Source organism: Acidocella sp. C78, from assembly GCF_907164655.1.
Genome location: NZ_CAJQZK010000080.1, coordinates 26087 through 44233, shown reverse-complemented (window position 1 = coordinate 44233; position 18147 = coordinate 26087). Strand labels below are relative to the sequence as shown.

17 protein-coding genes and 1 pseudogene are annotated in these 18147 nt (G+C 68.7%); 7 read left to right on the top strand and 11 right to left on the bottom strand.

Annotated features, from left to right (window positions below; all coding sequences use genetic code 11):
- Nucleotides 1-61 precede the first annotated feature (61 nt).
- From dxr to ACIDOCELLA78_RS90800, 7 genes are read right to left on the bottom strand one after another with little or no spacing between them, the layout of a single operon-like run.
- Nucleotides 62-1237 (bottom strand): 1-deoxy-D-xylulose-5-phosphate reductoisomerase, encoded by a 1176-nt coding sequence (gene dxr, locus ACIDOCELLA78_RS90830; protein WP_201728993.1) that lies wholly within the window; start codon nt 1235-1237, stop codon nt 62-64.
- The gene (locus ACIDOCELLA78_RS90825; protein ID WP_201728992.1) at nt 1228-1923 is read right to left on the bottom strand and encodes a phosphatidate cytidylyltransferase; all 696 of its coding nucleotides are present in this window, start codon (nt 1921-1923) and stop codon (nt 1228-1230) included. Before ACIDOCELLA78_RS90825 ends, dxr begins: the two co-directional genes overlap by 10 nt.
- Nucleotides 1920-2687, bottom strand: a complete 768-nt coding sequence (gene uppS / locus ACIDOCELLA78_RS90820) for a polyprenyl diphosphate synthase (RefSeq protein WP_201728991.1) — start codon at nt 2685-2687, stop codon at nt 1920-1922. The genes ACIDOCELLA78_RS90825 and uppS overlap by 4 nt, the downstream gene beginning before the upstream one ends.
- Nucleotides 2688-2696: 9 nt before the next feature.
- Entirely contained in the window at nt 2697-3263 is a 567-nt protein-coding gene (gene frr / locus ACIDOCELLA78_RS90815) for a ribosome recycling factor (RefSeq protein WP_174503631.1), read from the bottom strand.
- A gap of 9 nt (nt 3264-3272) precedes the next feature.
- Nucleotides 3273-4013 carry a UMP kinase gene (gene pyrH / locus ACIDOCELLA78_RS90810; RefSeq protein ID WP_201728990.1) on the bottom strand — a complete coding sequence of 247 codons (741 nt, stop codon included), beginning with the start codon at nt 4011-4013 and terminating at the stop codon, nt 3273-3275.
- A 9-nt stretch (nt 4014-4022) separates the two neighbouring features.
- Complete coding sequence (locus ACIDOCELLA78_RS90805) at nt 4023-4916, bottom strand: D-amino-acid transaminase (RefSeq protein ID WP_201728989.1); 894 nt, start codon at nt 4914-4916, stop codon at nt 4023-4025.
- Nucleotides 4913-5242, bottom strand: a complete 330-nt coding sequence (locus tag ACIDOCELLA78_RS90800; protein ID WP_249676058.1) for a hypothetical protein — start codon at nt 5240-5242, stop codon at nt 4913-4915. The genes ACIDOCELLA78_RS90805 and ACIDOCELLA78_RS90800 overlap by 4 nt, the downstream gene beginning before the upstream one ends.
- Nucleotides 5243-5507: 265 nt before the next feature.
- Here ACIDOCELLA78_RS90800 and ykgO point away from each other — a divergent pair, with 265 nt between their 5' ends.
- The 6 genes from ykgO to ACIDOCELLA78_RS90770 all read left to right on the top strand — a co-directional run bounded on the left by ykgO (nt 5508) and on the right by ACIDOCELLA78_RS90770 (nt 11632).
- The gene (gene ykgO, locus ACIDOCELLA78_RS90795; RefSeq protein WP_201728987.1) at nt 5508-5633 is read left to right on the top strand and encodes a type B 50S ribosomal protein L36; all 126 of its coding nucleotides are present in this window, start codon (nt 5508-5510) and stop codon (nt 5631-5633) included.
- A 166-nt stretch (nt 5634-5799) separates the two neighbouring features.
- Nucleotides 5800-7260 (top strand): FAD-linked oxidase C-terminal domain-containing protein, encoded by a 1461-nt coding sequence (locus ACIDOCELLA78_RS90790; RefSeq protein WP_201728986.1) that lies wholly within the window; start codon nt 5800-5802, stop codon nt 7258-7260.
- A complete protein-coding gene (locus tag ACIDOCELLA78_RS90785; protein WP_249676055.1) occupies nt 7257-7754 on the top strand; it encodes an FAD-binding protein in 498 nt (165 codons plus the stop codon). The genes ACIDOCELLA78_RS90790 and ACIDOCELLA78_RS90785 overlap by 4 nt, the downstream gene beginning before the upstream one ends.
- Complete coding sequence (locus tag ACIDOCELLA78_RS90780) at nt 7754-8434, top strand: FAD-linked oxidase C-terminal domain-containing protein (RefSeq protein ID WP_249676053.1); 681 nt, start codon at nt 7754-7756, stop codon at nt 8432-8434. The genes ACIDOCELLA78_RS90785 and ACIDOCELLA78_RS90780 overlap by 1 nt, the downstream gene beginning before the upstream one ends.
- A 39-nt stretch (nt 8435-8473) precedes the next feature.
- The gene (glcF, locus tag ACIDOCELLA78_RS90775) at nt 8474-9790 is read left to right on the top strand and encodes a glycolate oxidase subunit GlcF (RefSeq protein ID WP_201728985.1); all 1317 of its coding nucleotides are present in this window, start codon (nt 8474-8476) and stop codon (nt 9788-9790) included.
- Nucleotides 9791-9886: 96 nt separating this feature from the next.
- The gene (locus ACIDOCELLA78_RS90770; protein WP_249676050.1) at nt 9887-11632 is read left to right on the top strand and encodes a hypothetical protein; all 1746 of its coding nucleotides are present in this window, start codon (nt 9887-9889) and stop codon (nt 11630-11632) included.
- A gap of 96 nt (nt 11633-11728) precedes the next feature.
- Here the strand turns inward: ACIDOCELLA78_RS90770 and clpA are convergent, their stop codons facing one another.
- From clpA to ACIDOCELLA78_RS90755, 3 genes are all read right to left on the bottom strand, one after another.
- The gene (gene clpA, locus ACIDOCELLA78_RS90765; RefSeq protein ID WP_201728984.1) at nt 11729-14056 is read right to left on the bottom strand and encodes an ATP-dependent Clp protease ATP-binding subunit ClpA; all 2328 of its coding nucleotides are present in this window, start codon (nt 14054-14056) and stop codon (nt 11729-11731) included.
- Between the two features lie 220 nt (nt 14057-14276).
- Nucleotides 14277-14606 carry an ATP-dependent Clp protease adapter ClpS gene (gene clpS, locus ACIDOCELLA78_RS90760; RefSeq protein ID WP_201729024.1) on the bottom strand — a complete coding sequence of 110 codons (330 nt, stop codon included), beginning with the start codon at nt 14604-14606 and terminating at the stop codon, nt 14277-14279.
- Nucleotides 14607-14704: 98 nt separating this feature from the next.
- The gene (locus ACIDOCELLA78_RS90755) at nt 14705-15700 is read right to left on the bottom strand and encodes a lipid A deacylase LpxR family protein (protein WP_201728983.1); all 996 of its coding nucleotides are present in this window, start codon (nt 15698-15700) and stop codon (nt 14705-14707) included.
- A gap of 202 nt (nt 15701-15902) precedes the next feature.
- On the opposite strand from ACIDOCELLA78_RS90755, the gene ACIDOCELLA78_RS90750 reads away from it, so the two are divergent.
- Complete coding sequence (locus tag ACIDOCELLA78_RS90750) at nt 15903-16466, top strand: DUF2147 domain-containing protein (protein WP_201728982.1); 564 nt, start codon at nt 15903-15905, stop codon at nt 16464-16466.
- A gap of 52 nt (nt 16467-16518) precedes the next feature.
- On the opposite strand, the pseudogene ACIDOCELLA78_RS90745 reads toward ACIDOCELLA78_RS90750, so the two are convergent.
- Nucleotides 16519-18026, bottom strand: a pseudogene (locus ACIDOCELLA78_RS90745) (Ppx/GppA family phosphatase).
- Nucleotides 18027-18147 lie beyond the last annotated feature (121 nt).

The window sequence follows — 18147 nt, the reverse complement described above, 5'->3', positions numbered from 1 at the left end:
TGTCTGCTGCCGCGGAACCCGCGTCACGATATGGGATTTCCCCGGTTCCGCGATAGGGGGGTCACGCCGCCCGGGTTCCCGACTTTGTCCGCAACTCGGCCTCGGCCACGGCGCGGGCCTCGGCATCGAGGGCGAGCACCGCGGCGAGATCGCCGATCGGCGGCGCGCCGAGGCGCTGCATGGTCCGCTCGACGACGGCGGCGATGTCGAGAAAGCCGATGCGCCGGCGCAGAAACGCCTCGACGGCGATTTCATTGGCGGCGTTGAGCACGGTCGAGGCGCCCTGACCGGCCTCCAGCGCCTCGCGCGCGAGGCGGAGGGCGGGAAACCGCACGGGATCGGGGGCCAGGAAATCGAGCCGGGCGGCCGCGGCAAGGTCAAGCCGGGGCGAGGAGGTCGCGAGACGCGCCGGCCAGGCCAGCGCATGGGCGATCGGGATCCGCATGTCCGGCGCGCCCATCTGGGCGAGCACCGAACCGTCGCGGTAGCAGACCATGCCATGCACGATCGACTGCGGATGCACCAGAACCTCGATCTCGTGCGGCGCGAGGGCGAAAATGCGCGCCGCCTCGATCACCTCCAGCCCCTTGTTGAACAGGGTGGCGGAATCGATCGAGATTTTCGCCCCCATCGACCAGACCGGATGCTTCAGCGCGCTCTCCGGCGTGGCCTCGGCCATCTCCGCGAGACTCGCCTCGCGGAACGGGCCGCCGGACGCGGTGAGGATGATCTTCTCCAGGGCGTCGCGGTTGCCATCGGCCAGCGACTGGAAGATGGCGTTGTGCTCGGAATCGACCGGCAGCAGCGTCGCCCCGGCGGCGGCGATCGCGGCGAGGAACACGTCGCCGGCGGAGACCAGCGCCTCCTTGTTGGCCAGGGCGATGGCGCCGCCATTGCGGGTGGCGGCAAGGGTGGGTTCGAGACCGGCGGTGCCGGTGATCGCGGCCATCGTCCAGTCCGCCGGCTCGGCGGCGGCGGCGATCACGGCGGCGCGTCCGGCCTCGGCGCGGATGCCGCTTCCGGCCAGCGCGTCGCGCAGGGCGGGAAAGGCGCTCTCATCGGCGATCACGGCGATCTCGGCGCGCAGCGCGCGGGCCTGCGCCGCGAGCAGGGCGGCATTTCGCCCGGCGATCAGGGCGCGGACCCGATACGTCGCGGGATCGGCCTGCAGCAGGTCGATGGTCTGGGTGCCGACGCTGCCGGTCGAGCCGAGAATGGTGACGGTCTTCACTGCCATGGCAGTCCCCCTCCGTGGGCGAGCAATGCGAGAGCGGCGGCCACCGGTGCGGCGGCGAGAACGCCGTCGAGCCGGTCGAACAGGCCACCATGGCCGGGAATCGTCCGGCCGGAATCCTTGACGCCAAGCCGGCGCTTGAGCGCGCTTTCCGCGAGGTCCCCGGCCTGGGCGACGGCGCTGAGCACCGCCGCCGGCAGGATGGCCGCCGGCGTGCGGGCAACCAGCAACCCGGCCAGCACGCCAACGGCAAGCCCGCCCAGCGCGCCGCTGATGGTCTTGCCCGGCGAAATCGCCGGGGCGAGCCTGGGCCCGCCGATGAGGCGACCGGCCGCATAGGCACCGATATCGGTCATCCAGACCACCACGAGCAGGAACAGGACGCCGGCAAGGCCGCGCGGCCCGGCCCGCAGCCAGACCAGCGCGAGGCCAGGCACCGCGGCATAGACGACGCCGGCAAGCAGGAAGCGCCGCCGCGCCGCCGGCGCGACGCGACGGCCAAGCCCGATCCACTCCCGCATCAGGCCGGCAAACAGCAGCGCCAGCAGCGCCACCCAGATCAGCCCGCCCCAGGCGAGCGCGCCCAACGCTACCGGCACCAGCACCGCGGCCGAGGCGGCGCGCAGGCCGAGATCGTGGAAGCGTCCGGGCGTGCCGCCGGGCGAGGGCATCGGCGATATCGCGCTCATCCGCCCGCGCCGGCCGCCGGCGGGGGGACCGGTTCGGGGCGGGCGCCGAAACGGCGTTCGCGCCGGGCATATTCGGCGATCGCCTGGCCAAGATTGGCCGCGCCGAAATCGGGCCACAACGCCTCGTCGAACACCAGCTCGGCATAGGCCGCCTGCCAGAGCAGGAAATTGGAGAGGCGCTGCTCGCCGCTGGTGCGGATCACGAGATCGGGATCGGGCATGCCGGCGGTGGCGAGGTGGGTGGCGAAAAGGGTTTCGTCGATCGCCGCCGGGTCGAGCGCGCCGGCCGCGACCGCCGCGGCGATGCGGCGCGCGGCGGTCGCGATTTCCGCGCGGGCACCATAGGACAGGGCGATGACGAGGTTGAGCTTGCGGTTGGCGGCGGTGCGCGCCTCGGCCTCGGCGAGTTCGGCCTGCAAGGAGGGGCCGAAGCGGTCGCGCTCGCCGATCACGTGAAGGCGAACGCCAGCCTCGGCGAGTTCGCGCAGCTCCGCGCGCAGATAGTGCCGAAGCAGGAAGGTGAGATCCGTGACCTCCTCGATCGGGCGCCGCCAGTTTTCCGAGGAAAAGGCGAAGAGGGTCAGCCATTCGACGCCATGGCCGATCGCCGCCTCGATGGTGCGGCGGACCGCCAGCACACCCTCGCGATGCCCTGCCGCGCGCGGCAGGCCGCGCCGCGCCGCCCAGCGCCCGTTGCCATCCATGATGATGGCGATGTGCCGCGGCGCCGGGGCTGGCCGCGCGCCCTGGAAGGGGGAGGACATAGGGGCGGCTCAGACCTGCCGGATGTCCTTTTCCTTCTCGACCAGCAGCTCGTCGATTTTCTTGATCGTCGCGTCCGTCAGCTTCTGCACGCGGTCCGCCCAGTCGCGGCCCTGGTCCTCGCCGATCTGGTGCTTCTTCTCGAAACCCTTGATCGTCTCCATGCCGTCGCGGCGCACGCCGCGCACCGCGACGCGCGCGCCCTCGGCATATTTGCCGGCGGCGCGGGCGAGTTCGTTGCGGCGCTCCTCGGTCAGCAGCGGCAGCGGCACGCGGATGATCTGCCCGTCCGGCTGCGGGTTGAGCCCGAGTCCGCAATCGCGGATGGCGGCGACGGTCGCGTTCACCATGCCGCGATCCCAGACCTGGACGGTGAGCATGCGGCTTTCCGGCACCGCCACGGTCGCCACCTGGTTGAGCGGCATCAGCGTGCCATAGGCCTCGACCTTGACCGGATCGAGCAAAGCGGGGTTGGCGCGGCCGGTGCGCAGGCCGGAGAATTCGCGCTTCAGCGTTTCCATCGCGCCGTCCATCCGGCGTTGCAGGTCGGCGAGCAGGGTATCGAGATCGGCGTCCATGGGAGGCTCCTAGCGCTGTTCCACGATGCGGGTGAACTTGCCTTCGCCCCGCATGACGCTGGCGAAGGCGCCGGGCGCGTGGATGTTGAAGACGATGATCGGCAGGTCGTTCTCGCGGGCGATGCTGATCGCGGCCGCATCCATCACCGAAAGATCGCGGGCGAGAACGTCGTGATAGGTGAGTTCGGCATAGCGTTCGGCGCCGGCCACCTTGCGCGGGTCGGCGGAATAGACGCCATCGACCTGGGTGCCCTTGAGCAGCGCGTCGCACTTCATCTCGACGGCGCGCAGCGCCGCGGCGGTGTCGGTGGTGAAGAAAGGGTTGCCGGTGCCGGCGGCGAAGATCACCACGCGGCCCTTTTCCATGTGCCGCTCGGCGCGCCGGCGGATATAGGGCTCGCAGACGGCGGACATCGGGATGGCCGACTGCACGCGCGTCGCCACGCCGCGCTTTTCGAGGGCGGACTGCATGGCGAGCGCGTTCATCACGGTCGCGAGCATGCCCATGTAGTCCGCCTGGGCGCGGTCCATGCCGCCGGCGGCGCCGGAAATGCCGCGGAAGATGTTGCCGCCGCCGATGACGAGGCAGACCTCGACGCGCATGGCGACGACATCGGCGATGTCCTGGGCGATGGCGGCCACGGTATCGGTATCGAGGCCGTAATCGCGCCGTCCCATCAGGGCTTCGCCGGAAACCTTGAGCAAAACGCGCCGGTAGCGCGTGTGGTCAGTCGGGTCTTGCGGGGTCATGAGGGCGTTTCATCCGATTCCGCTGAAAGACGCAAGGCGGGAGACGTTGTGCGCGGCGCCGTCGGCATGGCGGGAGAACAGCTCGAACAGGCGGCGGGCCACCGGGCCGGGCGTGCCATCGCCAACCGCCGCGCCATCGAGCCGGACCATCGGCTTCACGTAGGAGGTGGCGCTGGTCAGAAAGATCTCGCGCGCCGCGCGCAGTTCCGCCTCGGTCAGGCCGCGTTCCTCGAAGCGGATGCCGGCGGCCTCCATCAGCGCAATCACCGCGGCGCGGGTGCAACCGGGCAGGATGTGATGGTCGAGATGGCGGGTGCGCAGCACTCCCTCGGCATCGACAGCCCAGACGGTGGTGGACGAGCCTTCGGTGACATTGCCGTCGCGGTCGATCAGGATCGCCTCGTAGGCGCCGGCCTCGCGCGCCTTCTGCTTGGCCAGGCAGTTGGGCAGCAGGTTCACGGTCTTGATGTCGACCCGGCCCCAGCGGATGTCCGGCACGGTGACGGCGGTGCCGGTCCAGGCGTCGATATCGCGCGGGAAGGCGGCGCCGTGCCGCGCCGTGATGACCAGCGCCGGCGCTGCGTCGCGCGGGAAAGCGTGGTCGCGCCGGGCGACGCCGCGGCTCACCTGCATGTAGACGATCCCCTCGCGGATGCGGTTGCGGCGCACCACCTCGCGCAGCACGGCGAGCAGGGCGGCATCCTCCATCGGTCTCGCGATGGCGAGTTCGCGCAGCGAGCGGGCGAGACGGGCGAGATGCAAATCGGTATCGATGAAGCGGCCGTCATGAACGTGGATCACTTCATAGACGCCGTCGCCGAACTGGTAGCCACGGTCCTCGACATTCACCGCGGCGTCGCGCTGGGGAACGTAGCGGCCATTGACATAGGCAATGCGACTCATGGTTCAGGTGCCTTCATGATGGTGGGGGTGGGCCGGCTCTCGCCAATCCCGAGCAGGGCAATGCCGAACAGCGCCATCAGCACGCCGATGATGATCACCAGCAGCCGTAGCCGATAGGAGACGAGATTGCTCGCCAGACCCGCATCCTTCGCCACAAGCGCGGCGGCGCGGCTGAGCCCGGCGCGGTCGGGGGCGAGGGTTGCCAGCGTCTTGCGCGCGCTCACGCCCAGCAGCGGGCGCGCGGCGGCGAGGGCCGAGGCCATCGACGCGGGGTCGCCGGAGGCGGCGGCGCGGGCGATCGCCTGCTCGGCGAGAACGCCACGCATGGCCGGAATCGGCGCCGCGAAGGTGGCGAACACGCCGATCAGCGTGATCATCAGGAAGGCGGTCAGCATCAAGCCGATCCGCTGGGCCGAAATCCGCATCCGCTCCGCCATCGTCACACTCCTTGCCGGCCCGTGCCGGTTTCCGTTCCATGCGGCCCGGCCGCCGCCGCGTCAATCGGGGCGGATCTGCGCCGCGGCGGTTGACAGGGGGCGCGGCTCTTTCCATAAGCCGCTGCAACATCCTGAACAGCTCGAGAACCGTGTCATGAAAGTCCGCAATTCACTTCGCTCTGCCAAGACCCGCGACAAGAACTGCCGCGTGGTGCGTCGGCATGGCCGGGTCTACGTGATCAACAAGAAGAACCCGCGGATGAAGGCCCGCCAGGGCTGAGCCGCCGCGCCGGTCCGCCGGCGCCACACCGCTCGAGGAACGACGCCCGGACCGCAAGGCTCCGGGTGATTTCGTTCCGTATCCCCGGCGTATGCCTGAGGATACCCTCTTTCCGTTTCGGCCTCGCGGTATTATTTCACGCGCGGGTGATGGGGAGTGAAAAGCCGTGATAGCCTTGCCGCAGCCGAAGACCGATGTGCTCGACCGGCGCGATGCCGTGCATGAGGGGCTGCGCGCCCTGCTGCCCGCCCGGGCGGTGATCACCGATCCATCCCGGCTCAAACCCTATGAAACCGATGGCCTGTCCGCCTACCGACAGATGCCGCTGGCCGTCGTCCTGCCGGAATCGACCGAGCAGGTGGCCGCGGTGCTGCGCTTCTGCCACCAGAACGGGGTGCGGGTCGTCCCGCGCGGGGCCGGAACGTCGCTCGCGGGCGGCGCGCTGCCGCTGGCCGACGCCGTGGTGGTCGGGATGATGCGGATGAACCGCATTCTCGATGTGAACTACGCCGATCGTTACGCGGTCGTGCAGGCCGGGGTGACCAATCTTGGCATCACCAAGGCCGTCGAGGCGGATGGCTTCTTCTATGCCCCCGACCCCTCCAGCCAGCTCGCCTGCATGATCGGCGGCAATATCGGCATGAATTCGGGCGGCGCGCACTGCCTGAAATATGGCGTGACCGCGAACAACGTGCTCGGCATCAAGCTGGTCACCATCGAAGGCGAAATCCTGGAACTCGGCGGCGCGCATCTGGATACCGCGGGCTATGACTGGATGGGCATCGTGATCGGCAGCGAGGGCCAGCTCGGCATCGCCACCGAAATCACCGTGCGCCTGCTGCGCGCCCCGGAAGGCACAAGGGCGATGCTCGCGGCCTTCAAATCGAACGAGATTGCCGGGCGCTGCGTCGATGCGATCATCGGCTCGGGCATCATTCCGGTGGCGCTGGAATTCATGGACCGCCCGGCGATCCACGCCTGCGAGGCCTTCGCCAAGGCCGGCTATCCGCTCGATGCCGAGGCGATGCTGATCATCGAGGTCGAAGGCTCGGTCGAGGAACAGGATTCGCTGCTCGGGCGGATCAAGGAGATCTGCGGCCGGTTCGACCCGATCAGCCTCAAGGTTTCGCAATCGGCCGAGGAATCGGCGGCGATCTGGAAGGGGCGCAAGGGCGCGTTCGGCGCGATCGGACGGATCAGCCCTGACTATCTCTGCATGGACGGCACGATCCCGACCAGCACGCTGCCCGAGGTGCTGCGCCGCATCGGCGAGATGAGCGAGCAATACGGGCTGGGCGTCGCCAACATCTTCCACGCCGGCGATGGAAACCTGCACCCTCTGATCATGTTCGACGCCAACAACCCCGAGAGCATGCACAAGGCCGAGGCCTTCGGCGCCGATATTCTCAAGCTCTGCGTCGAGGTCGGCGGCTGCCTGACCGGCGAGCATGGCGTGGGCGTCGAGAAGCGCGATCTGATGAGCGTGCAGTTCACCGAAACCGAGCTGGACCAGCAGCGCCGGGTCAAGACCGCGTTCGACGCCGGCTGGCTGCTGAACACGGCGAAGGTGTTTCCGCTCAAGCCCGGCACGGACACGGCGCCGGCGCCGATACCGCACGCGGCATGATCGCCCCCTCCGACGAAGCCGGGCTGGTCGCGGCGATCGAGGCGGCGGCGGCGGCCCGCACACCGCTGACCATCGAAGGGCTCGGCTCGAAGGCCGGTTTCGCCCGCCCGGTGCAAACGGCCGAAACCCTGTCCACCCGCAACCTCACCGGGATTCCGCTGCACGCGCCGCAGGAACTCATCGTCTCCGCCCGTGCCGGCACCACCCTGGCAGCACTCGAGGCGAAGCTGGCCGAAGCCGGCCAGCACCTGATCGCCGAGCCGCCGCATTACGCCTTTCTCGGCGCCGAAGCGCAGACGGTCGGCGGCATAATCGCCACCAACCTGTCCGGCCCGCGGCGGATCGCCTGGGGCGCGATGCGCGACCACGTGATGGGCATCCGCGCCGTCACCGGCCGGGCGGAGGTAATCCGCTCGGGCGGGCGCGTGCTGAAAACGTCACCGGACTCGATCTCTGCAAGCTGTTCACCGGCTCCTACGGCACGCTCGGCGTGATGAGCGAGGTCACGCTGAAAGTGCTCCCCGCACCGGAAGCGACCGGCACCGTGCTGCTGGCCGGGCTTGATGCGGCAACCGCCGTCAAGGCGCTGTCGGCGGCGCTCGGCTCGCCCTTCTCGGTGACTGGGGCAGCACACCTGCCACAGGCCGCGGCGGCGGCGCTGGGCCATGCACGCTCGATCACCATCGCACGGATCGAGGATTTCACCGACTCCGTTCACTACCGCATCGGCCGCCTCGCCGGGATCTGGAGCGGGTTCGGCGCGGTCGAGCAGCTCGATACCACGGCGAGCCTCGCCCTGTGGCGCGCGGTGCGCGATGCCGCGCCGCTTGCCCTGCGCGACGGCGATGCGGTCTGGCGCGTGTCCGTGCAACCCTCCGCCGGACCCGCGATTCTCGACATGGCTCGCGGCGCCGGGCTCGACGGATATCTCGACTGGGGCGGCGGCCTGGTGTTCCTGAGCGGGCCGGGAGGCGAGACGGCGCACGCCGCGATTGCCGCCGCGACGCGGCGGGCCGGCGGCGAATGGTGGCTGCTGCGCGCCCCGGACGCGCTGCGCCATCGCCCCGACGCCTTGCCGCCCGAACCCGAGGCGATGGCCGCGATCCGCCGCCGCGTCGCCGCCGCATTCGACCCGGCCGGGATTCTCAACCCCGGGCGGCTTCACGCCGCCTGAGCAGGAGCAGCGGGCGCCCGCGCCCGAGGACGAGGACACATGCAAACCAATTTCACGCCCGATCAGCTGGCCGATCCCGACATCGCGGTGGCCGACCGGATCCTGCGCTCCTGCGTGCATTGCGGCTTCTGCACCGCGACCTGCCCCACCTTCGTGACCGTCGGCGACGAGGATGACAGCCCGCGCGGCCGGATCTACATGATCAAGGACATGCTGGAGACCGGCGCGCCGGCGAGCGAGCCGGTCGCCTTCCATCTCGACCGCTGCCTGTCCTGCCTGTCCTGCATGACGACCTGCCCCTCCGGTGTCGACTACATGCACCTGATCGACCATGCCCGCACGCGCGTCGAGGAAACCTATGAACGCCCGGCCCACGACCGGGCGCTACGCAGCCTGCTCGCCGCGATCATGCCCTATCCCGCCCGCCTCCGCATGGCCCTGCGCGCCGCCTCGCTCGGGCGGCTCGGCCGCGGCCTCGTCCGTGGCGAGGGGATGCTGATGCGCCGGCTGCGCGCGATGCTCGATCTCGCCCCCGCGCAACTGCCGCCGCCGAGTCCGACCGAGCGGCCCGGCATGTTCCCCGCGACCGGCGAGCGGCGCGCCCGCGTCGCCCTGCTGGCGGGCTGCGCGCAGCAGGTGCTCGATCCCGGCATTCACGACGCGACGATCCGCCTGCTCAACCGCATGGGCGTCGAGGTCGTCGTTGCTGCCGGGGCGGGATGCTGCGGCGCTCTCACCCACCATCTCGGCCGGCATGACGAGGCGCTGGGATTTGCCCGCGCCAATGTCGCCGCCTGGACGCGGGAAATCGGCGCCGGCGGGCTGGATGCGGTGGTGACCGACACTTCCGGCTGCGGCACCGTGCTGAAGGATTACGGCTTCCTGCTCCGCGACACCCCGGAAGCGAAGGACGCCGCGCGGATTTCCGAACTCACGGTCGATATCACGGAACTGCTGCTCCGGCTCGATTACCAGCCGAGCCGGACACCGAAAACACCGCTCACCGTGGCCTATCACGCGGCCTGCTCGCTGCAGCACGGCCAGCGCGTGACCGACGCGCCGAAGACCCTGCTGCGGCGCGCCGGATTCAGCGTTGCCGAGCCAAAGGACCCGCATCTGTGCTGCGGTTCCGCCGGCACCTACAACATCCTTCAGCCGGAAATGGCCGGGCAGTTGCGCGCCCGCAAGCTCGGCACGCTGCACGCGCTGAAGCCGGACCTGATCGCCGCCGGCAATATCGGCTGCCTTACCCAGCTTGCCGGCGATGGACTGCCGACGATCCACACCGTGGAACTTCTCGACTGGATGGCCGGCGGGCCTCGCCCGGCGCGGCTGCCGCAAGGCGCCGGCGGCTGACACCAGCCCGGGCTCGCCGCGTTCATCATGTATTAGGGTCCAGCATGGCATATGCCGGACATGCGCGCTTCGGCTGAGTCTTCGGAGGAGAGGAGAGTGCCGGCGGCGTCCGCCTATGCCGGCATGGCGCTGGCGGCGGCCGCGCTCACCGTTCTCGCCTCCGCCGCGACCATCCCCGCCGTCCTGCACGGAACGCTGATCGACCCTGACAGCTACATGCGGCTGGTGCGGCTCCGCCAGGGGCTGCAGGCCGGTCATCTGCTCAATGTCGTCCGGCGCGACGATTCAGGGCAATTGCTGCTGGTCGAATGGTCGCGCCTGTTCGACGCCTGGATCGTGGCACTCGCCGCGCCACTGGCCCCGCTGATCGGCTGGCACCGCGCGTTGTTCGCGGCAGGCGTCGCCACCGGCCCGCTCTCGGCGGGCCTGCTGGCCGCCGCCCTCGGATTCGCCGCCGCGCCGCTGAGCGGGGGGCGCTGGCTCTGGGCGCCGGCGATCATCGCGCCGCTTTTGCCCGGCATTCGCAGTTTCAACGGCTTCGGCGTGGTGCATTACCATATCGCGCAGGTGGCTCTCGCCGCGCTTGCCCTCGGCTGCACGCTGCGGGCCGGCCTTGGCGCCCGCCGGATGGCCTGGGCCGCAGGGTTGAGCGGCGGTCTTGCCATCTGGCTGATGCCGGAGACGATGCCCTTCGTCATGCTGGGCTATGGCGCGCTGGGCTATGCGTGGCTGTTCCGCCCGCTCGGCGCCACTTTCGCCCGTCTCGGCGCCGGTTTCGCGGCGACCTTGTGGTTCGCGCTCTGGATCGACCCGCCACATGGCGGATGGCTGTCGCCGGAAATCGACCGGCTGTCGATCGTCTATGCCATGCTCGGGCTTGCCGTCATGGTCACGGGCGCCTGCCTTGCCGGGCTCGACCGCGAGGCGCGCGGCAAATGGCGGCTGGGCCTTGGCGTTCTCGCCGCGGGCGCCGCTTTCGCAGCGTGGCTCGCAACCTACCCGACCGTGGCCCTCGGCCCCTATGCGCTGATCCCCATGCGGGAAATGCACGCCTTCTTCGGCGGCATCATCGAAGACCAGCCGGCCACGACGCTGTCGCTGGCAGCAAGCCGCCTCGGGCCGGGATTGCTCGCATTCGCCTATGCCCTGCACCGCGCCTGGCGCTGCCGCCGCGCGCCGGACATTGCGGGGCTCTGGCTGATCTTCATGGCCGGCCTCGCCCTGGCACTCGGCCTCACTGCGCGCATGATGATTTTCCAGCAATATCCTGCCGCCTTTGCCGCGGCGCTGGCGCCCCTCGCGCTGGAGGAGATTTCGCGGCGTTTCGCCGCCCGTCCCAGCCGCGCAGCCCTGCTGCGGGTGGGGCTGGTCTGGGCCCCGGTTGTCCTGGTCTATGTGCCGGGCATGGCCGCTGCGGCGCTCGTGCCGGGAACGCCGAAGCCCGCCGCCCGCTGCTCGCTCCGGTCGGCCACAAACCTGCTGGCGCCAACGGCCGGCCGGGTCGTGCTGACCGATCCGGGTCTTGTGCCTGAACTGCTATACCGCACCAGCGCCATCGGCGTAGGATCGCTCTATCATCATGGGCTCCGCGCCTTCATGCGCGATCGCGCCGCATGGCGGACGCCGGCAGGGTCCACCGAACCGCCAGCGGTGCGGGCGACCCGGGCGGAATTCGTTCTCTTCTGCGCCGCGAAAGGCGATGATTCAGCCCTTGTGCAGGGCGCTCCGCGCGGTGCGCTGTGGCGCGGCCTGGCCGCAAACGCCCCTCCGCCATGGCTCATACGGATGGGGCAGGCAGGTGGTTACCAGCTTTACCGGGTTCGACGACGCGCCGCCCCATGATGGCTGGAAAACTGGTTCATCGCCTCTGAAAGTCACGAATGACTTTCAGAGGCGGATGCTTTGGCGCCGTCCGATCCGGATGGATCGGAACGTGCTCTAATCGACTTCCTGAGGTGGTGCGGATTCTTCCTGATCGCCATCCGGCTTCGGCAGGGCCGGCTTCGGCGCCTCCGCAATGTCAAAGGCGAGTTCGCCGTCGCGGACCGTCACCTTCACCGCGCCGCCGGTGGCGAGACGGCCAAACAGCAGCTCTTCGGCCAGCGGCTTCTTGATTTCCTCCTGGATCACGCGGGCCAGAGGCCGCGCGCCATACAGCGGGTCATAGCCGCGTTCGGCAAGGAACTCCTTCGCCGCCGAGGAAAGCTCGATGGTGACGTTGCGATCGGCGAGCTGGGCCTCCAGCTGCATCACGAACTTCTCGACGACACGGGCGACGATTTCCGGCGTCAGCCCCGAGAACGGGATGATGGCATCGAGGCGGTTGCGGAATTCGGGGGTGAAGAGCCGCTTGATCGCCTCCTCATCCTCGCCGATGCGAACCTCCCGGCCGAAGCCGATCGCGGTCTTCGCCATGTCGGCCGCACCCGCATTGGTTGTCATGATCAGGATGACGTTGCGGAAATCCACCGTCTTGCCATTGTGATCGGTCAGTTTGCCGTGGTCCATGACCTGCAACAGGATGTTGAACAGGTCCGGATGCGCCTTCTCGATCTCGTCGAGCAGCAGGACGCAGTGCGGGTGCTGGTCGATCGCGTCGGTCAGCAGGCCGCCCTGATCGAACCCGACATAGCCCGGCGGCGCGCCGATCAGGCGGGAAATCGAGTGGCGCTCCATGTATTCGGACATGTCGAACCTGGTCAGGTCGATGCCGAGCGTGGAGGCGAGCTGCCGGGCGACTTCCGTCTTGCCGACGCCGGTGGGGCCGGAGAAGAGGTAGCAACCGATCGGCTTCTCGGCGTCGCGCAGGCCGGCGCGCGCCAGCTTGATCGCGGCCGAAAGCGCCTCGATCGCCGAATCCTGCCCGAACACCATCGATTTCAGGTCGCGTTCCAGCGTGCGCAGCGTTTCCTTGTCATCGGCGGAAACCGATTTGGGCGGAATCCGCGCGATCTTCGCGACGATTTCCTCGATATCCCGCAGCGTCACCGTCTTGCGCCGCTTGTTCTCGGGCAGCAGCATGCGGGAAGCCCCGACCTCGTCGATCACGTCGATCGCCTTGTCCGGCAGCTTGCGGTCATGGATGTATTTCGCCGACAGCTCCACGGACGCGCGGATCGCCTCTTCGGTGTAGCGAACCTTGTGGTGCTTTTCGTAGGTCGATTTTAGGCCGCGCAGGATCTTCACCGCATCGTCGATCGTCGGCTCGTTGACGTCGATCTTCTGGAACCGGCGGACCAACGCCCGATCCTTCTCGAAATAGGAGCGGAATTCCTTGTAGGTGGTCGAGCCGATGCAGCGCAGCGCCCCCGAGGACAGCGCCGGTTTGAGCAGGTTGGAGGCGTCCATCGCGCCGCCGGAAGTTGCGCCCGCGCCGATCACGGTATGGATCTCGTCGATGAACAGCACCGCGCCGGGCGTGTTTTCAAGCTCGGTAACGACAGCCTTGAGCCGCTCCTCGAAATCGCCGCGATAGCGTGTGCCGGCCAGCAGCGCTCCCATGTCGAGCGCGAAGATCGTCGCCTTGGCCAATACTTCGGGGACCTCGCCATCGACGATGCGCTTGGCCAGCCCCTCGGCAATGGCGGTCTTGCCGACGCCGGGGTCGCCCACGAAGAGCGGATTGTTCTTCGAGCGGCGGCAAAGGATCTGGATGGTCCGCTCAATCTCGGTATCGCGGCCGATCAGCGGGTCGATCTTGCCAGCCTGCGCCTTTTTATTGAGGTTGACGCAGTAATTCGACAGCGCATCCTGCCCGCGCTTGGGTTTCTGCTCAGGCTCGGCCTCGCTGGACTCCGCACTGCCCGAGGGCGTCCGCGGGACGGAGCGCCCCGGCGACTTCGCGATGCCGTGGCTGATGAAATTGACCGCGTCCAGCCGCGTCATGTCCTGCGCCTGCAGGAAATACACCGCATGGCTCTCGCGCTCCGAGAACAGCGCGACCAGGACATTGGCGCCCGTGACCTCGTCCCGCCCGGAAGACTGCACATGGATCGCGGCACGCTGGACCACGCGCTGGAACCCGGCGGTCGGCTTCGGATCGCCCCCCCGGTCGGTGGCGAGGCCGGCCAGCTCCTTGTCGAGGAACTCGGTCGTCTCGCGGCGCAGCCTCTCGATATCGACACCGCAGGCGCGCAGCACGGTGAGTGCATCGGCATCGTCGATCAGGCCGAGCAGAAGATGCTCCAGCGTGGCGTATTCGTGCCGGCGTTCCGCGGCGAAGCCAAGGGCCCGATGCAGCGTCTGTTCAAGGTTGCGAGACAGCATATCCGAAACTCTCCAAGTCGGACTTCCGTCGGGCCGCCCTTGCCGCCCTGGTCAAGCCCGATGCGGCCGAAACCGCGTTTACATCGCCGGACCAGAGGTTCTGGCCCTCCGCCCGGCCTGTCGCACTACTGACATGATAGACCGAAAAACTTTCGCAATGGTGACTGCGGACAACACGCCCATGCCACAGCCGCGACCCGGAATGGCGGCATCAAGCGCGCTATTCCTTCTCGATGGTGCATTGGAGGGGATGCTGGCTCTGGCGGGCGAGATCCATCACCTGCGTCACCTTGGTTTCAGCCACCTCGTAGGTGAACACGCCGCAGACCCCGACGCCGCGCCGATGCACATGCAGCATGATCCGCTCGGCCTCCTGGCGGCTCTTGCCGAAGAACCGCTCCAGAACGTGCACCACGAATTCCATCGGCGTGTAATCGTCATTGAGCATCAACACCTTGTAGAGCGACGGCTTGCGCGTTTTCGCGCGCGTCCTGGTCGCCACCCCGGTGCCCAGCCCGTTTCCAGTGCCTCTGCGATCCGCGCCTGACATGAACGTATTCTCGAACCTCACACGCTTATCCTATCCACACGTCCCGGCGCTGGGAAAGAGAAAATTTTCGGCCCGACGCCGATTCTGCCGGCCCGCCCTCAGAACCGGACGGATGCGGCCAGCGAACCATATTCATGAATGCCGCCGGTCTGACCATGAAAGCGCTCGGTCTGGAACACCTGTGTATAGGTCAGGCGAACACCGCGCCAGATCACCGCCGCCCCAGCCTCGAAGGAGCCGACGACACGGTTCGGCCGCACCGAACGGCTGGGCTGATAGAGCGCGCCTTGGAGGTATTCGTCATGCGCGACCAGCTTGGCCCCGGCACCGGCAAAGACATACCATGCGAAATGCCGGGCGCTGTAGGCGTCGCCGCCGGACGGCCCCGGGCTGAGCAGGGGCGCCCCGAAATCGGCGTCCAGCCCCTCGCCAATGCGGAAGACCACCCCCGGCTCCGCATAGATTTCGGTCGTGCCGGCCATGGCGGACAGCTGCGGCAGGGCGTCCGCCTGCAGCCCGGCGCCCGATCCGGCCAGCTTCAACCGCCAGATGCGGCTGGCGAACACGTCGAAGGCGGGCTCGCTCGGCAACTGGTAGGCCCAGCCATGGGTCCGTCCCTGGCCGATGATCGCATGGGTGGTATTCTGCACGATCTCGGCCCCGGCATCGCGGCCGAACACGCCGGTGTCGAAACCCATGATCGTCCGGCTGCCGGCGGTGTCCTGAATCAGGCTGAAGCTCGCCAGCAACGAACCCGCATAAGGCTCGTCGTTTGCCGGCGGATTGATGAGCGTTGTCGCCGCCGGGGTGAAGATTTTCTGGGTCAGGCTGATGCTGATCCGCTGCCGGCCCTGGCCGAGCACCGCATGGCCGAACGCGGCGACCGCGCCGGGAACCTCCCCCGCATTCGAGGTCCAGCCGAGATGCACGCCGTTCACATAATAGCGATCGGTCAGGGCCTGCGTGCTGATCGAGGCGTTTTCGTCCTGAATCGTCCAGATGCCGCCCGGAAACGAACCGTCCGCACGGGATGTTGCCGGGATCAGGACGGACAGCGAGGCGGACATGGCAAGAACGGCCAGGGTTCGGTTCATCAGCTTGATCCTGCGTGGAATGCGGGCCGCGGAAGCGGTCCGGCGTTGAAGGCCTGAGCTCAAATCGTCTCAGGCGGGGCGATTGCAAGTCAAGTGCAGGAAATGGGATACAGCCGGCCGGGCAATGCCAGCGGAGACTGCATGGGACATATGACGACGGTTTCAGAGCAAAAGCATCCCGCGGCAACCATGTAAGCGAATAATGCTTTCATCATTCTCAAATATTATACGACGCGATTTACGAAGCTGGGCGAGGCTGTGCTGCCTGTCGGCCGCAGCACTCGCGTGCCTTGCCGGCATTGCCGCCGCAGCACCCGCAACGCAGGCCGTCTCACCCATCGGTGACTGGCTGACGGGCGAAGGCGGCGCCGTTGTCAGGATCGCCCGCTGCCCCGGCGTGAATCATGGCAACCACGCGCTGTGCGGGCATATCGTCGGCATTCTGCTCGATCGCGGCAGCCCGATGCCGACCGACTGGCAGGGCCGCAGCCAATGCGGCTTCGAACTGATCCGCCCCTCGGCGCCGCGCCCCGGCGGCAAGGTCTGGCACGGGCGCATCATCAACCCGCACAACGGCGCGCGCTATCATGCGGAATTCCATGTCGACCGCACCGGATCGCTGGCGCTGCGCGGCTATGTCGGCCTGCCGATCTTTGGCGAAACGCGGCACTGGCTGCCCTTCCACGGCGCAGTGCCGGCATCCTGCCGGCTCGACCAGGCGGCGATCGCCTCGGTCGGGCGCAAAGGGCACGCCGGGGCGCAATAGGGCACTTTCCGATCCATCCTGATCGGATGTGGCGCTCCATGAGATTGATCGGTCACGGCGGAGCGATGCGGGTTTCCGTCTCCAGCCCGACGAGCGAGCCTAGCCGGGCGAGCCGCCGCTCGATCGGATCGCCGGCAAACACCCCGCTCTTGGCGTCGAGAAACAGCACCAGCCGGTCGCGGTCGCGCACCAGGCGGGTGGCGGCGAGCAGGGCCGGAGTGCCGGCCGACAGCGTATAGGCGAGGCGCAGCGCCGCCCCCAGGGTTTCGGCGCGGCGGGCCGTTGCCATGTCGAGCAGGGCGCGCGAGGGCGCGAGGAACGCGCTTTCCACCGGCGCCTCGTAGCGCAGGGCAAGGGTGAGGGCGAGAAAGGCGCGGGCATGATGATCGAGCCCGACGCCGGTCTGCCGCAGGACGCGCAGGAAGGCCTGCTCGGCGCGGTATTCGGGATGCTCGTGATTGCCGATATCGGAGAACCAGCACGCCGCCTCGCGCAGCCGGCGGTGCGAGGCGGGCTCATCAGGGAACAGCGCGGCGGTCCAGGCGATCAGCGCCCCCGGCAGCGCCGGGTCGCGCAGCAACCCCACCGTCAGGTCGCGGCCGGCGGCGATCAGCGGGTCCTGCTGGCGCATCGACTCCGGCAATTGCCGCAGAAACCAGCCCTCGCGCAGGCCATTGGCGCTGAACACGACGCGGCCAGCCCCGGTCGCCCGCAGCAGGCGGCGCAGGATGAGCGCGGCATAGGGCAGATCCTCGATCCGCTTGCGCGCCACTCCCGGCATCCGCTCGATGAGCTTGCGGCTCGCATCGCCGATCACGGCGGAGAGGTCACGCGCCTCGTCCCGCCCGACCGTGTAATGATGGACCATCGCCAGTGGATAACCGGTCTGGGCGATATGGATGCGCGCCAGCGCCCGAAACGCGCCGCCTGACACATACAGATCGCCCCCTTCGCCCTCGCCGAGAAACGGAACGCTGGCCAGTTCATCCGCGACGATCGCCCGCGCCCGGGTCCGGTCCTCGAGCGCGCGCTCGGCAAGGCGGATCACCCCGACCGGCACCGTCGCGGCCGGGCCGATCCGCCCCTCGGACAGACGGACGAGTTCGAGCGAGCCGCCGCCCAGATCGGCCAGAATGCCATCCGCGCCCGGAATGCCGCACAGAACCCCTCGGCGGAGAGCCGCGCCTCCTCCTCGCCGCTCAGCACGATGACCCTGAGGCCCGGAATTTCAGCCTCGAGACGGGCAACGAACGCCGCGCCATTGGCCGCATCGCGCACGGCGGAGGTGGCCAGCGCCTCGAACGGCGCCGCACCCATGGCGCGGGCAATGGCGCCGTAGCGGCGCATCACCGTCACCGTCTCGTCCATCGCCGCGTCGTCGAGCCGGCCGGTGCGGATCAGGCCGCGGGCCAGGCGCGGCACCGCCTTCTCGTTGAAAATCTGCATCGGGTTGCGGGATTCGCCCTGAAAAACGACGAGGCGGACCGAATTCGACCCGAGATCGACCACGGCGCGGCGGCGCGAACTGTCCGGTGCCGTCTCGTGAGACATGCGCGTCATGAGGCCTGCGTAGCGCAGCACGGGCGCGGGCGGTAGAGGGGGATCGGCCCGCCGCGCAGCCCGCCGCAAAGTGCAACCCTGCCGCGCCCGAGGGGTTTCATGCGCCGATATCGCCCCCCGG